The following is a 13,284-nucleotide window of genomic DNA, read 5'->3' on the forward strand; positions in this document are numbered from 1 at the left end:
GGAGGTTGGCACGCCCGGATCACGGGCGCAATCAGATCCCCCTCAGACCTTCAGAGGTACCAGCCTGGGAGCGATCATGTTTTCCGGACGCAGGATTTCGGCGAGCATGGTTTCGTCGAGCAGACGTTCCTCGCGCACCAGTTCGAGCACGCCGCGGCCGGTGAGCAGGGCCTGGCGGGCGATACGGGTGGCGTTCTCGTAGCCGATGTAGGGGTTCAGCGCGGTGATCAGGCCGATGGAGTTCTCCACCAGTTCACGGCAGCGCGCCTCGTTGGCGGTGATGCCGGTGACGCAATGCTCGCGCAGCATGTCCATGGCGCGCTGCAGCAGGCGGATCGAGTCGAACAGCTTGTAGGCGATCAAGGGCTCCATCACGTTGAGCTGCAGCTGGCCGGCTTCGGCGGCCATGGTCAGCGCCAGGTCGTTGCCGATCACTTCGAAGGCGACCTGGTTGACCGCTTCCGGGATCACCGGGTTGACCTTGCCGGGCATGATCGAGCTGCCCGGCTGGCGGGCCGGCAGGTTGATCTCGTTGATTCCGGTGCGCGGACCGCTGGACAGCAGGCGCAGGTCGTTGCAGATCTTCGACAGCTTCACCGCCAGGCGCTTGAGCATGCTGGAGAAGGTGACGAAGGCGCCCATGTCGGAGGTCGCCTCGATCAGGTCGGCGGCGGGCTTGAGCGGCTGGCCGCTGATCAGCGCCAGGCGCGAGACGGCCAGCGCCTGATAGCGGGGGTCGGCGTTGATGCCGGTGCCGATCGCGGTGCCGCCCAGGTTCACTTCCACCAGCAGCTGCGGCGCGATCAGGCGCAGGTGCTCCAGGTCCTCGCCGAGGGTGGTGGCGAAGGCGCGAAACTCCTGGCCGAGGGTCATCGGCACCGCGTCCTGCAGCTGGGTGCGGCCCATCTTAAGGACCTGGGCGAACTCGCCGGCCTTGCCGGCAAACGACTGGATCAGGCTGTCGAGGCTGGCCAGCAGGGTGTCGTGGCCCAGCAGCAGGCCGAGGCGGATGGCGGTGGGATAGGCGTCGTTGGTCGACTGCGCCATGTTCACGTCGTTGTTCGGGTGCAGGTGCGTGTATTCGCCCTTGGCGTGGCCCATGGCTTCGAGCGCGACGTTGGCGATCACCTCGTTGGCGTTCATGTTGGTCGAGGTGCCGGCGCCGCCCTGGATCATGTCCACCACGAACTGATCGTGGAACTCACCGCGCACGATGCGGGCACAGGCGGCGCTGATGGCGTCGTGCTTGGATGCGCTCAGGTGTCCGAGCTCGCGGTTGGCGTCGGCGGCGGCCTGCTTGACCATCGCCAGGGCGACGACCAGCTTGGGGTAGTGGGAAAGCGGAACACCGGTGAGGCGGAAGTTGTTCAGCGCGCGCAGCGTCTGGATGCCGTAGTAGGCGTCGGCGGGGACTTCGAGGGTACCGAGCAGGTCTTTTTCGAGGCGCGATGATGCAGCAGAGGACATGAGATGACTCATCCTGAAGGAATGCGGTTGTGGCCGCGATGGGGCGCTAGAATAAGGATTACGGCCTGTTTCCGACCAATGCCGTTGCGCGCTGGGTCATGCACAATCGGCATAATGTCGGCGTGACGTGACAAGGGCACCGAGCGTATGGCACGCGCCCCAGAAGCCGAGGAAACGCAATGAACATCGAGACCAAGTGGCTGGAGGACTTCGTCGCCCTGGCCGCCACCCGCAGCTTCTCCCAGGCGGCCGAGCGGCGTTTCGTCACCCAGCCGGCGTTCAGCCGGCGCATCCGCAGCCTGGAAAGCACACTGGGCCTGACCCTGGTGAACCGCGCCCGCACCCCGGTGGAGCTAACCGAGGCGGGGCAGCTGTTCCTGGTGACCGCGCGCAGCATGGTCGAGCAGGTGAGCGAGGTGGTGCGCTACCTGCACAACCTCGAAGGGCAGCGCGGGGAAGTGCTGCAGATCGCCGCCGCGCATTCCCTGTCGCTCGGTTTCTTCCCCGAGTGGATCGCCCGGCTGCGCCGCGACGGCCTGCCGCTGAAGATGCGGCTGGTGGCCACCAACGTCGGCGAGGCGGTGCATTCGCTGCGCGAGGGCACCTGCGACCTGATCCTCTCCTACTACGACCCGGACGCGGTGCTGCAGATGGACCCGGAGCTGTTCCCGTCGCTGGCGCTCGGGCGCACCGAGATCGTCCCGGTGTGCGCCCCGGATGCCGAGGGCCGGCCACTGTTCGACCCCGACAGCGGGCGCAACGTCCCGCTGCTGGCCTACAGCGCCGGCGCCTCGCTCGGGCGCTCGGTGAACCTGCTGCTGCGCCAGCGCGGCCTGCGGGCCACCACGGTTTACGAGACGGCGATGGCGGACAGCCTCAAGAGCATGGCGTTGCAGGGGCTGGGCCTGGCCTGGGTGCCGCGCCTGAGCGTGACCGCCGAACTGGCCCGTGGCGAATTGCTGATCTGCGGTGGCGAGCAGTGGCAGATACCCCTGGAGATTCGCCTGTACCGCTGCGCGCTGGTGCGCCGGGCGCCGGTGCGGCTGCTCTGGCGCAAGCTGGAAGCCGGCACCGGCACCGACGACTGAGCCCGACCCGCGCGGACGGCAGGCGGGTCGGGCCAGGGGTTACATCTGCATGACGATGCGGCCTTCGATGCGTCCGGCGCGCAGGTCGTCGAAGATGCGGTTGACGTTGTCCAGCGTGTCGGTGTGCACGGTCGCCTTGACCAGCCCTTCGCCGGCGAAGTCCAGCGCTTCCTGGAGGTCGGCGCGGGTCCCGACGATCGAGCCGGTGATGCTGATCGCCTTGAGCACCACATCGAAGATCGGCGTCGGGAAGTCACCTGGGGGCAGCCCCACCAGCGCCACGGTGCCGTGCCGCCGCGCCATGCCGATCGCCTGGCCGAAGGCGCTGTTGGAGACCGCGGTGACCAGCACGCCATGGGCGCCGCCGATGTCGCGCTGGATCACCGCCACCGGGTCCTCGGTGCGCGCGTTGACCGTCAGGCTGGCGCCGAGCTTGCGCGCCAGCTCCAGCTTGGCGTCGTCCACGTCCACCGCGGCCACGTGCAGGCCCATCGCCCGCGCGTACTGCACCGCCACGTGGCCCAGGCCGCCGATGCCGGAGATCACCACCCACTGGCCCGGGCGGGCATTGGTCACCTTCAGGCCCTTGTAGACGGTGACGCCGGCGCAGAGGATCGGGGCGATCTCGTCGAAGGCGATCTCCTTGGGCAGGATGCCAACGTAGTCCGGATCGGCCAGCACGTATTCGGCATAGCCACCGTTGACCGAGTAGCCGGTGTTCTGCTGGCTGGTGCAGAGCGTTTCCCAGCCGGTCAGGCAGTGTTCGCAGCAGCCGCAGGCGGTGTACAGCCAGGGCACGCCGACGCGATCGCCCTCCTTGACGCGGCTGACGCCGGCCCCGACCGCGGCGACATGGCCGACGCCCTCGTGACCGGGAATGAACGGCAGCGCCGGCTTGACCGGCCAGTCGCCGTCGGCGGCGTGCAGGTCGGTGTGGCAGACGCCCGAGGCGGCGATCTTCACCAGGATCTGCCCGGGTCCGGGCAGGGGAACCTTGACTTCCTCCAGGCGCAGGGGTTCGCCAAAGGCATGGACTACCGCGGCTTTCATTGTCTGGGGCATGGTGCATCCTCCAATGATGGTCGACGGGTCGAGTCTGCGAGCGTGAGATCGGCAAGCCTAGACACAGATCAATGTCTTCGCCGATCCGGGGCGCGATTCGACGGACGGTCGCTCCGCTCGTCCAGCGCGGCGCGGACGGTGCACGTACGAGTGTCCCCGCGCAGCCCATGGGCTATACTGCGCGGCCTTCGGTTGGCAGGCGCCAACCCTTGATCACCACGAGCCACGCCCGGGCCGCCCGGCGTGGCTTGTTTATTGATGCGCCCGGCCGGGCGCCCGATGAGAGGCACGACGATGAGCGCACTGGTAGGCGTGATCATGGGCTCCAAGTCCGACTGGTCCACCTTGAGCCACACCGCCGACATGCTGGAAAAGCTGGGCATTCCCCACGAGGTCACCGTGGTATCGGCGCACCGCACGCCGGACCTGCTGTTCCAGTACGCCGAACAGGCCGAAGCGCGCGGCCTGCGCGTGATCATCGCCGGCGCCGGCGGCGCGGCGCACCTGCCGGGCATGTGCGCGGCCAAGACCCACCTGCCGGTGCTCGGCGTGCCGGTGCAGTCCTCGATGCTGTCGGGCGTCGACTCGCTGCTGTCGATCGTGCAGATGCCGGCCGGCGTGCCGGTCGCGACCCTGGCCATCGGCAAGGCCGGCGCGGTCAATGCCGCGCTGCTCGCCGCGAGCATCATCGGCCATGAGTTTCCCGAGTATCACGCCGCGCTCAAGCAGTTCCGCCAGGAACAGACCGATACCGTGCTGAGCAACCCGGACCCGCGCGAGGCCTGACAGATGAAGATCGGTGTAATTGGGGGCGGCCAGCTGGGCCGCATGCTGGCCTTGGCGGGCACGCCGCTGGGGATGGACTTCGCCTTTCTCGATCCGGCGCCCGATGCCTGCGCGGCCGCCCTGGGCGAGCACATCCGCGCCGATTACGGCGATCAGGACCATCTGCGCCAACTGGCCGACGAAGTGGACCTGGTGACCTTCGAGTTCGAAAGCGTACCGGCCGAGACGGTCGCCTTCCTGTCGCAGTTCGTGCCGGTCTATCCGTCGGCCGAGGCCCTGCGTATCGCCCGCGACCGCTGGTTCGAAAAATCCATGTTCCGGGAGCTCGGCATTCCGACGCCGGAGTTCGCCGACATCCAGTCGCAGGCCGACCTGGACGCCGCGGTCGCCCGCATCGGCCTGCCGGCCGTGCTCAAGACCCGCACCCTGGGCTACGACGGCAAGGGCCAGAAGGTGCTGCGCAAGGCCGCCGACGCCAGCGATGCGTTCGCCGAGCTGGGCAGCGTGCCCTGCATCCTCGAAGGCTTCGTTCCCTTCACCGGCGAGGTGTCCCTGATCGCCGTGCGCGGGCGTGACGGCGACACGCGCTTCTACCCGCTGGTGCACAACACCCATGAAGCCGGCATCCTGCGGCTGTCGGTGGCCAGCAGCGCGCATCCGCTGCAGGCGCTGGCCCAGGACTACGTCGGGCGGGTGCTGGAAAAGCTCGACTACGTGGGCGTGCTGGCCTTCGAGTTCTTCGAGGTGGACGGCGGGCTCAAGGCCAACGAGATCGCGCCGCGGGTCCACAACTCCGGCCACTGGACGATCGAGGGCGCCGAGTGCAGCCAGTTCGAGAACCACCTGCGGGCGATCGCCGGCCTGCCCCTGGGCGCCACCGACAAGCTGGGGGAGAGCGCGATGCTCAACTTCATCGGCGAAGTGCCGTCGGTGGCCAAGGTGGTGGCGATCGAAGACTGCCATCTGCACCACTACGGCAAGGCGTTCAAGGTCGGTCGCAAGGTGGGTCACGCGACCCTGCGATGCCCTGATCGCGCGACCCTGGACCGGCAGATCACCGCGGTCGAGTCGCTGATCGAGCGCAGCTGACAGCCACCGCGAGCCCCGCCCGGCGGCTCGCGAACGGCACCCCGGGCGGGCGAACTGCGCCGGTACTCATTGGTCCGATGAGGTACGCGGCTTTTCGCGCCAGACTGGGAGTAATGCCAATGGGTATCATCGGAACCATCATCATCGGCCTGATCGTCGGTCTCATCGCACGTTTCCTCAAGCCGGGCAACGACAGTATGGGCTGGATCATGACCATCCTGCTCGGTATCGGCGGTTCGCTGCTCGCGACATACGGCGGCCAGGCGCTGGGCCTCTACCAGGCGGGCGAGGGCGCGGGCTTTATCGGCGCAGTCGTCGGTGCGATCATCCTGCTGGTGATATACGGTATGGTCACCAGCCGTAAGCACTGACCTTCCGCGCAGGGGCTGCCCTGGCGGCCCCTTGCACCCAGCCGTAACCACCATGTCCCGACCGATACTGCTACTGCTTCTGCTGCTCGCCTCCTTCGCCCACGCCGCACCTGCCGAACTCGACTGGCTGGAGCTGATGCCGCCCGAAGACCGCGCGGCGCTCGAGGCCATGCCCGAGATCAGCCACGATACGCCCGAGGGGCAGGGCTTCAGCGACAAGGGTGGGCTCAGGCAGCAGGGCGACCTCCCCGAGGTGATGTATTCGGCCAAGACGGTTCCGGCGCTCGACGGCAAGTCGCTTCGCCTGGGGGGCTATCCGGTACCGCTGGAAACCGACGCCCGCGGGCGCAGCACCGAATTCTTCCTGGTGCCCTATCCGGGCGCCTGCATCCACGTGCCGCCACCGCCACCGAATCAGATCGTGCTGGTCCGCTACCCCAGGGGCCTGCAGCTCGACGACATCTACACGCCCCTGTGGGTCGACGGCACGCTGCGGATCGAGCCGGTCAGCAACGACCTGGCCGACGCCGCCTATGCGATCGACGCCGCGGCGGTGAAGGTGATCGAGGAAGACGACCTCTAGTTCGAACCGGAGCCCATCCATGCCCCTCGACAAGAAGCAGCGCCAGGCCTTTCGCGACCTCGCCCGCGACACCCGGGGCATCGACGTCGAGACCTATGCCCGCTTCGACAAGGACCCACTCGAACCGCTGATCGGCCTGGGCCGCGCGGATGCGCCGCTGGCCTTCTTCGGCCGCGATCCGGGACGTGACGAGGTGAAGTATGGCGAGCCTTTCATCGGCAGCGGCGGGCAGATCGTGCGCAAGGTTCTCTACCGGCATCTGCATGGCGAGCCGATGCCCGACTTCGAGGCGGGTCGGGCATTGAGCCGGGACTATTTCTGGATCAACACCGTGCCGTACAAGCCGATCGGCAACAAGGCCTGGTCCATGCAGGTGAAGCGACGCTTTCACCCGCTGATGCGGCGCCTGCTGGTCGACGGCTGGCACGGGCGCGAGATCATCACCCTCGGCCGCGAGGCCTTTCTCTGGTTCGGGATCGAGCAACCGAAGGCAGTGCGCGAGGCGCTCGAGCAGTTCTGGCAGCGCGACGACCGGTTCGACGCCAGTATTGAGGTCGACCTGCAGACCGACGGCGGTACCGCGCGTCGCTTCCGCCTGCACCCGCTGCCCCATCCCTCACCGCTCAACCAGACCTGGTTCAAGCGATTCCCCGGCCTGCTCGAGGCACGCCTGAGCGTCCTCGCGCCGGTCTGAGAAGCACTGCTATCGGTCGCCCGCGCCGTTGCGCTCGAGCCGATAGGCACTGACGGACTCGTAGACCGCCTTGCGCAGCCGGTTGATGCCGCCGATGGGGCGGTGTTCGGGCAGTGCATGCCAGGGGTTGAAGGCCAGGTTGTCGCAATCGAGGTTCTGTTCGGGGCTGTCGAAATCCTGTGGGGGCACCCGGACGTCGGCCACCGTCTCGAATGGCGAGACCGCCTCGTCCCACTCGATGCTGGTGTCCTCGATGGGCATGTAATGTTCGGCATTCTGCCGTTGGACCTGCAGCGTGAAGCAGGCCGGCACGCGGTCCAGGGACAACTGCCGGTAGAGCGCACTGCGCAGGAAGTTGGGCAGGTCGCGATTCTGCTCGGGCAACACGTAATGGGGGCAGTTCTCCGGCGCCGGTACCACGCGGTACTTGATGTTCAGCGGCCCGAGGGTGAAGGGCGCGACCGAATGGTAGGTGGTCGTCATCGGGCTCGGCGGTGCAGGGGAGAGCGTCTTCAGCGCGATGATCAGGTGGCGCAGCTCCCAGCTGCGCGGGTCCCATTCGGGGAAGAACGCCAGCACCCGCTTGCCCTCTGCCTGGGCGGCGAAGTTGCTGCGGTACTCGGCGACGTCCCGTACGAAGAACGCCGAATGGTTGAACATCACGAAGTCCTGTTCGAGCGCATGGCGCGGGTTGCGCGTGAGCTTTTCGCCCGGCACGTCCAGCAGCTTGAGGGCCATGCCCCGGGCATCGCGCACGCGGTCGAACTGCGGGTAGGCGTTGCCGTTGGACAGCCGCATCCAGGCGTCCCACTGCCTGCCCGGCTCGCCGAAGACACCGTGCCTGAGCGCCGGGTCGATGTCTTCGCGAACCCTGACTTCGGCTTTGACGCAACCGTGGGCCTTGGCGTGGGCATCGCGCAGCAGGCGGGTGTTCTCGCGGTGCTGTTCGACCACCGAGATGGCGTCGGCGATGATCGCGCGAGTGTCGGACGCCTCGCTGAGCGGGACCTCTTCCTCGGTGGAGACCGGCCCCGAGTACTTCACGGCATCGACCAGGGCTCCGGCCAACCCGCCGACGAGACCGACGACCAGGACCACCAGCACGAGCCGGCCGAGCAGGCGGCCGAACCAGAGCCAACATTTCTTGAGCATGGGCAAAATCCTTCTGCGATAAGGTTCGAAGCGTCAGCCGCAGCGCGGCCCCGGCGTCCAGGGTCTGGGCGTGATCTCGCTCAGTCGCGCTTCCATCTGCGGGTCGCCCAGTACTTTCAGGTACTCGACCAGCGCCCAGCGTTCATGGGGCCGCAGGGCGCGGCCGATCACGCCGTCCTGCCGGCAACCGGCGCGAAACTCGTGGCCCTGATTGCCGTTGCCGGTGATCGACGTGTCGAGCAGAAAACCGCCCGGGAACCGCTCGCTGCGAAAGCCCACGCGCACTGGATCGAATTCCGCGCTGCCCACCCAGAAGCGCGTCTGGCGCTCGGCGACCGGCGACAGCAGCTCGAACAGGTTGGCCACCGAACCGTTGTGCAAAAAAGGCGGCGTTGCCCAGACGCCGTCCAACGGCCGGGCCTTGTAGCCGCGGATTTCCTGCACGCCGATGGGCAGGCCGAAGCCGTCGAACTCGGCGCGCTCGGCCTCGCCGATACCGGCTTCGCGATAGGCGCGCTCTTCGACATAGGCGGTGATGTAGGCCAGCCCCTTGGCGCTGGAGAGGCTGCTCAGGTCCAGCGGGCCGGACGCCTCTCCCTCGAGACGCACGTCCAGCCGGTCGAGCTCTTCCTGGGTCCAGCCCAGGCGGGACAGGTCGAAGCGGTGATCGGCGATGTTGTCGGCGGTCGTTGGGTCGGTACCCATCACCGAGGTGGGGATCACCGGCAGATGCCACTCCGGATCGCGCTCCGGCGCGAAACGCCGATCGGCGGGCTTGGGTCGCGCCTCGTGACAATGGGCGCAATTCTCCCGGAACAGCGCACGGCCCAGGCTGGCCTGCTGCAGGTCGATCTCCCCGAACACCGGCTCCGGCCAGCGTGGCGGCGCCAAGCGCATGAGCGTGGTTTCAAGCGTATGCATGTCACGCACCCGTACTCCGGAGGCGTAACGCGCGGCTTCGGGCAGCGGCTCGCCATTCTCGCCCAGCAGATGCAACGTCGCGCCGACGCCAAGTGCTTCACCGATATTGCGCGCCATCGGCTGCATGGCCGAACCGTTCCATTGCACCCAGTCGAATTTCCAGATGTCCCACAGGTGCGGATAACTGACCGGGGCGTTGGCGACGCGGTAGTTGCCTGAGTCGATCGCATCGCCGAACACGCCGTTGGCGATGCGACCGAACGCATCGGTGCGTCCGAAACCTTCCTCGGTCGGATAGAGGCCGCGGTGCCAGTCGTTGTAAGCCGTGCCCAGCAGACGGTCGAGCACCTGCTTGACGTCCTCGCGCAGCTGATCGCGGTCGCGCTCGTAGTCCTCGCCGAGCACCTCCTGGGCGAAACGGCGAAACTTCAGCGGGTTGTAGTAGGTGAAGGCCATGCTCATGCCGAGCGCCTGCCCGAAGCCGCCGCCGCGCAACGTCGGCACCGTCGAGGCCAGCGAATGCATCGCCGCCCCGCCGTCGATACGCACGGCTTGCCCGTCATGGCGCAGCTCGCCGGTGTGGCAGGCGGCGCAGGTGATATCGAGATAGGCGACGCCGGTGCTGGCATCTTCATGACGGGCAAAGCCCACCGGTAGATTGCCGGGGTTGAGCGGGGAAGGATGCTGCTGCGGATCGACCAGAAAACCGAACCGCGCCAGGTATTCGGGCGCGGCCAGCCGGTCGCGGCTGAAAGGCTTCTCCAACGCGCCGAACCAGGCGTAATGCAGACCTTTCACCTGCGTTCCCTGTGGCGTGTAGTAATAGGCCTGCCGATCTGCCTCGCTCCATTGGTCGAGGTAGTGCAGTGCTTGAGGTGGCTCGTAGTCCGGCAGATTGGGATAGGCGACGAAATAAAGCCCCACCCCCACCAGCAACACAGCCACCACCAGAAGCCCGAACAGGGCACGTCGTAGTAATCGCATCACTCACATCCTTGTAGCGCCAGGCGAATGGAGCGTTTATGGCAGGGTCTCGCGGGGATGGCAATACAGCGTGAGCAACGTTTTGAGCAAGTTAGCAGCGGCTTGGGAGATGGCTACTCCAAGTCAAGCAGGCTCCCCTGCACGGTGTCAGGGATGCAGGCTATATATGCTAGGTAATTTGATTTTTTCTTGACTATAACACCATGTCGAGGCTCTTGGGTTTCTGCGTTTCTGTTAATGGTTGTAACTACGGTGTATGTATATGCTCCGTTTGTAAAGGTCGCAGAGTTCGATAGCTCGTTCCCGTAAATTTGGCCTATTGAAATTTCAATCTCGCCTATTGTTTTTTTTAATTGGAGTTCCGGAAATTCGTTGGTTTTTCCAAATGAGTAGGTCACTACGTCCAGTTCTTTATAAATTTCTATCGTTTTGTCGGATTCGGTTTTACAGTGAAAAATAGGAGTTTTTGGTGTGTCCTGCGCCATGAGGGGCAGTGACGTAATAAAGGCTAGGGCGAAGATTGTTATATTCACCTGTGCGTCCGCTTTTAGGTGGGATGTCTGCCAATGATGGCGGCAATAAATATTTTTAGTTTAATGTTTTCGATTTCCAAAGCCTTTCAAAATTTGCTCTCCTAGCGGCATAGCTGTCAGTATTTCTGTTAATCACTTCGGTTATCGAGTCGACAGTCTCGGGCCTTATTCCCTTGTCTGCAAGTTCATATAACTTGTTTGATATCCAAAAGCTCGCTGCTGATCTGGTGGCATATTTTAAAGTCAATAATAAGTCGGGATTTTCTACGAAATCTACAATATCTCCTGGCCAGTTATTCAATAGCTGGTTGTGCCACGTCGTTAGAGCTTCGTAATTGTACCTGCCAGTCAGTTGCTTTAAACCGCGCCCCCTATATCTCCAGCCATCACCTGTGGAATAGTCCCCATTGCCAAGGTCTGTCCTTCCTCCATATGCACCGTTGGCGATGGCTTCAAAATCCGCCTGGTTCATTCTGGTGCCATCCGCCTTTATTCCACGGTGGGTCTCATAGCCGTGTAGCTTGGCTGTTTTGGGGTTGTTTCTAAAAAATCTAAATATTTGGATTAGAGATTCTGCCTTGTATATAAAACTTTCTTCTATGCTTAGTTGTGGTCCGGTTTCCTGCAGGATTTGGGCAAAAAAATGAGACCTTCTAAGTGGGGTGTCTAGTTTGTAAAGGGAGATATAGTTATTTAGTTCATCGGCAATGCTAAGTAAGTCGCCATCTCTATTTTTATCTAGGTCTGGGTAGATTTCTTTCATTATATCAATCGTGAACTTGAAATTGCTTTCGGTATTGAAGCTACTTGTTATATGCAATGGCTGTACGTGCCACGCTCCCCCATCCCCATTTATGCCATGCCGCTCCGTCAGGTCACTCCACCAACTCAGCTCCTTGATCCGCTCTTTTTCCGCTTCCCAGATCAGGTTCGGCTTTCCTGGCTCTTCCTCCAGCAACGGATCAAGCTCATCCCATTTGCTCTGGTTCCAGAACCACTCGCTTTCATATTTGGTGATCAGCTGCCCGAGCACTTGAGCGTGCCAGGGCCTGGCCAGCGCAGCTCGGATTTCATGGCTGGTCAGTACGCCGTTCTGGTCGGTATCGACGATGTCGTACAGGCGAGCAAGCGCGACTATGGGGCCGCCATCGGCCCTGTTTATCTGGGCGCGGTAGTTGTGCTGTTCGTCTGCACTCAGGATGCCTTTGGCATTGAATGTGTAGGCGAGTTTTTCAAAGGGCGTTCCGGTTTCCTCGATGCACTGGAAATCCTGCCATTCCCAAGGGCTGTGGCGGGTGGTTATCAACTCTTGTTCGGCCAGCCAGCCGTCGATGGGATTTCCGCTCTCGTCAGCGAACAATCCATCGAGCCGCCACCAGTGGGTTGTGCTTGGTGAGGCGCTGCCTTCGGCTCTGACCTGAATCTTGTTCGCCGCTGGCAGGCCATCCAGAAGTGCTTGCGGAATGATCAGGTCGACCCCGATCTGGTTTCCGTTGTCGCTTAGCTTGGGTGGGTTGTCCGCGTTGATGTCATCGCGATGGGCGATCAGTTTGCTCGCGCCTTTGTAGACCTTGAGCAGGGTCTTTTGATCATCCGGCAAGCGGCTTGCCCAGGCACGACTACGAGCGATAAAGCCAGGCACGTCGTCGCAGCTGAATACTTCCAGATGAATAAGCGGATGAGCGGCACCATTGTGGTTTTGATAAATGCCGGGGTGGCCAATCAGCTCACCTGCCTTGATCGGAACACCTTCACCCAAAACCACTACCTGGCTCAGCTCGTTGGGCTCACTCCGAGCTTGCAAAAACTTGGAGGAAATGTAGCCGGGAAGATTGCCTTCGCTATCGGCCGTGAGGGGTGGATTTGCCGTGCCGTTGATGAGGCTTACAAGCTTGCTGTACTCACCCTCGGTTGCCGTCACCGTAACTTCGGCTCCCTTGGTAATTTCCGATAGATTCGCAGAGTCTTTGTTGGCACTGGCGCGAACGATCAGACCCTGGCTCTGGGTATTGACGATATGACTCTTGACCTCCCAGAAGGCAGGCCGTGGCAGATCCGCTTTCGCCTGATAGCCGGCCCAATCCTGTAAGTGCATGTACAGGCTGTAGAGAGTCAGTCTCGGAGGTGTTTGCTCATCAGCTGCGTTGCCCTCGGCTTTCTTGGGCTGTGGCGGCTGAAGAGTGTGTTTGACCAGAACGAACCCTGTGGAAAACGGCGCTCGCTTGATGCTTGGGATTTCATCGGTGAACTCGCTGACGGGATAGCTTTCATCGATACGGTAGGCAATCACCTCGCCATCGGCGATGCAGCGCACACTCGATTGGTCGAATACGGCTGCCGTGCCTTCATCGAAATGCACACCTCCATGCCATAGGCCGTTCTCGCCGGTCGGGTAATAACCGCTCTTGGCCTTGGCCATATGGGTGAGAAGTTGCAGCGGATTACTGCCTACTTCCTTGCTGGGGAAGGGGTAAGCCCAGTTGATCGGTTTGTGTTCGGCCATGTTCGATACGTCCTGATCCTTGCCTTTGGAGCTGCCTGATAAGCAGCCCTC

12 protein-coding genes are annotated in these 13,284 nt (G+C 63.4%); 6 read left to right on the forward strand and 6 right to left on the reverse strand.

Translation table 11 applies throughout. The features are described 5' to 3' along the window. Window positions 1–42 precede the first annotated feature (42 nt). A complete protein-coding gene (gene aspA, locus DN824_RS00225; protein ID WP_138406376.1) occupies window positions 43–1,467 on the reverse strand; it encodes an aspartate ammonia-lyase in 1,425 nt (474 codons plus the stop codon). Window positions 1,468–1,646: 179 nt separating this feature from the next. Here aspA and DN824_RS00230 point away from each other — a divergent pair, with 179 nt between their 5' ends. After that, window positions 1,647–2,555 (forward strand): LysR substrate-binding domain-containing protein, encoded by a 909-nt coding sequence (locus tag DN824_RS00230; RefSeq protein WP_138406377.1) that lies wholly within the window; start codon window positions 1,647–1,649, stop codon window positions 2,553–2,555. 39 nt (window positions 2,556–2,594) lie between these two features. On the opposite strand, the gene adhP is transcribed toward DN824_RS00230, so the two are convergent. Next, window positions 2,595–3,617: an alcohol dehydrogenase AdhP gene (gene adhP, locus DN824_RS00235; protein ID WP_138406378.1), complete on the reverse strand. Its 1,023-nt coding sequence runs from the start codon at window positions 3,615–3,617 to the stop codon at window positions 2,595–2,597. Between the two features lie 294 nt (window positions 3,618–3,911). Between adhP and purE the strand changes: the two genes are divergently transcribed. The 5 genes from purE to DN824_RS00260 all read left to right on the forward strand — a co-directional run bounded on the left by purE (window position 3,912) and on the right by DN824_RS00260 (window position 7,140). After that, the gene (purE, locus tag DN824_RS00240) at window positions 3,912–4,403 is read left to right on the forward strand and encodes a 5-(carboxyamino)imidazole ribonucleotide mutase (protein ID WP_138406379.1); all 492 of its coding nucleotides are present in this window, start codon (window positions 3,912–3,914) and stop codon (window positions 4,401–4,403) included. Window positions 4,404–4,406: 3 nt separating this feature from the next. After that, window positions 4,407–5,492 carry a 5-(carboxyamino)imidazole ribonucleotide synthase gene (locus DN824_RS00245; protein WP_138406380.1) on the forward strand — a complete coding sequence of 362 codons (1,086 nt, stop codon included), beginning with the start codon at window positions 4,407–4,409 and terminating at the stop codon, window positions 5,490–5,492. Between the two features lie 119 nt (window positions 5,493–5,611). Next, the gene (locus tag DN824_RS00250) at window positions 5,612–5,863 is read left to right on the forward strand and encodes a GlsB/YeaQ/YmgE family stress response membrane protein (protein WP_138406381.1); all 252 of its coding nucleotides are present in this window, start codon (window positions 5,612–5,614) and stop codon (window positions 5,861–5,863) included. 52 nt (window positions 5,864–5,915) lie between these two features. Beyond that, window positions 5,916–6,446, forward strand: coding sequence for a DUF3299 domain-containing protein (locus DN824_RS00255; protein ID WP_138406382.1), 531 nt, complete (start codon window positions 5,916–5,918; stop codon window positions 6,444–6,446). A gap of 19 nt (window positions 6,447–6,465) precedes the next feature. Further along, window positions 6,466–7,140, forward strand: coding sequence for a uracil-DNA glycosylase family protein (locus DN824_RS00260; protein WP_138406383.1), 675 nt, complete (start codon window positions 6,466–6,468; stop codon window positions 7,138–7,140). Between the two features lie 9 nt (window positions 7,141–7,149). Here the strand turns inward: DN824_RS00260 and DN824_RS00265 are convergent, their stop codons facing one another. The 4 genes from DN824_RS00265 to DN824_RS00280 all read right to left on the reverse strand — a co-directional run bounded on the left by DN824_RS00265 (window position 7,150) and on the right by DN824_RS00280 (window position 13,233). Continuing rightward, the gene (locus DN824_RS00265) at window positions 7,150–8,292 is read right to left on the reverse strand and encodes a catalase family protein (RefSeq protein WP_138406384.1); all 1,143 of its coding nucleotides are present in this window, start codon (window positions 8,290–8,292) and stop codon (window positions 7,150–7,152) included. 33 nt (window positions 8,293–8,325) lie between these two features. Beyond that, window positions 8,326–10,197, reverse strand: coding sequence for a di-heme-cytochrome C peroxidase (locus tag DN824_RS00270; protein ID WP_138406385.1), 1,872 nt, complete (start codon window positions 10,195–10,197; stop codon window positions 8,326–8,328). A gap of 113 nt (window positions 10,198–10,310) precedes the next feature. Continuing rightward, a complete protein-coding gene (locus DN824_RS00275) occupies window positions 10,311–10,730 on the reverse strand; it encodes a hypothetical protein (protein WP_138406386.1) in 420 nt (139 codons plus the stop codon). Between the two features lie 55 nt (window positions 10,731–10,785). Continuing rightward, window positions 10,786–13,233, reverse strand: coding sequence for a glycoside hydrolase family 19 protein (locus DN824_RS00280; RefSeq protein ID WP_138406387.1), 2,448 nt, complete (start codon window positions 13,231–13,233; stop codon window positions 10,786–10,788). Window positions 13,234–13,284: the final 51 nt, after the last annotated feature.

It is taken from the genome of Stutzerimonas nosocomialis, from assembly GCF_005876855.1.
GTDB lineage: Bacteria > Pseudomonadota > Gammaproteobacteria > Pseudomonadales > Pseudomonadaceae > Stutzerimonas > Stutzerimonas nosocomialis.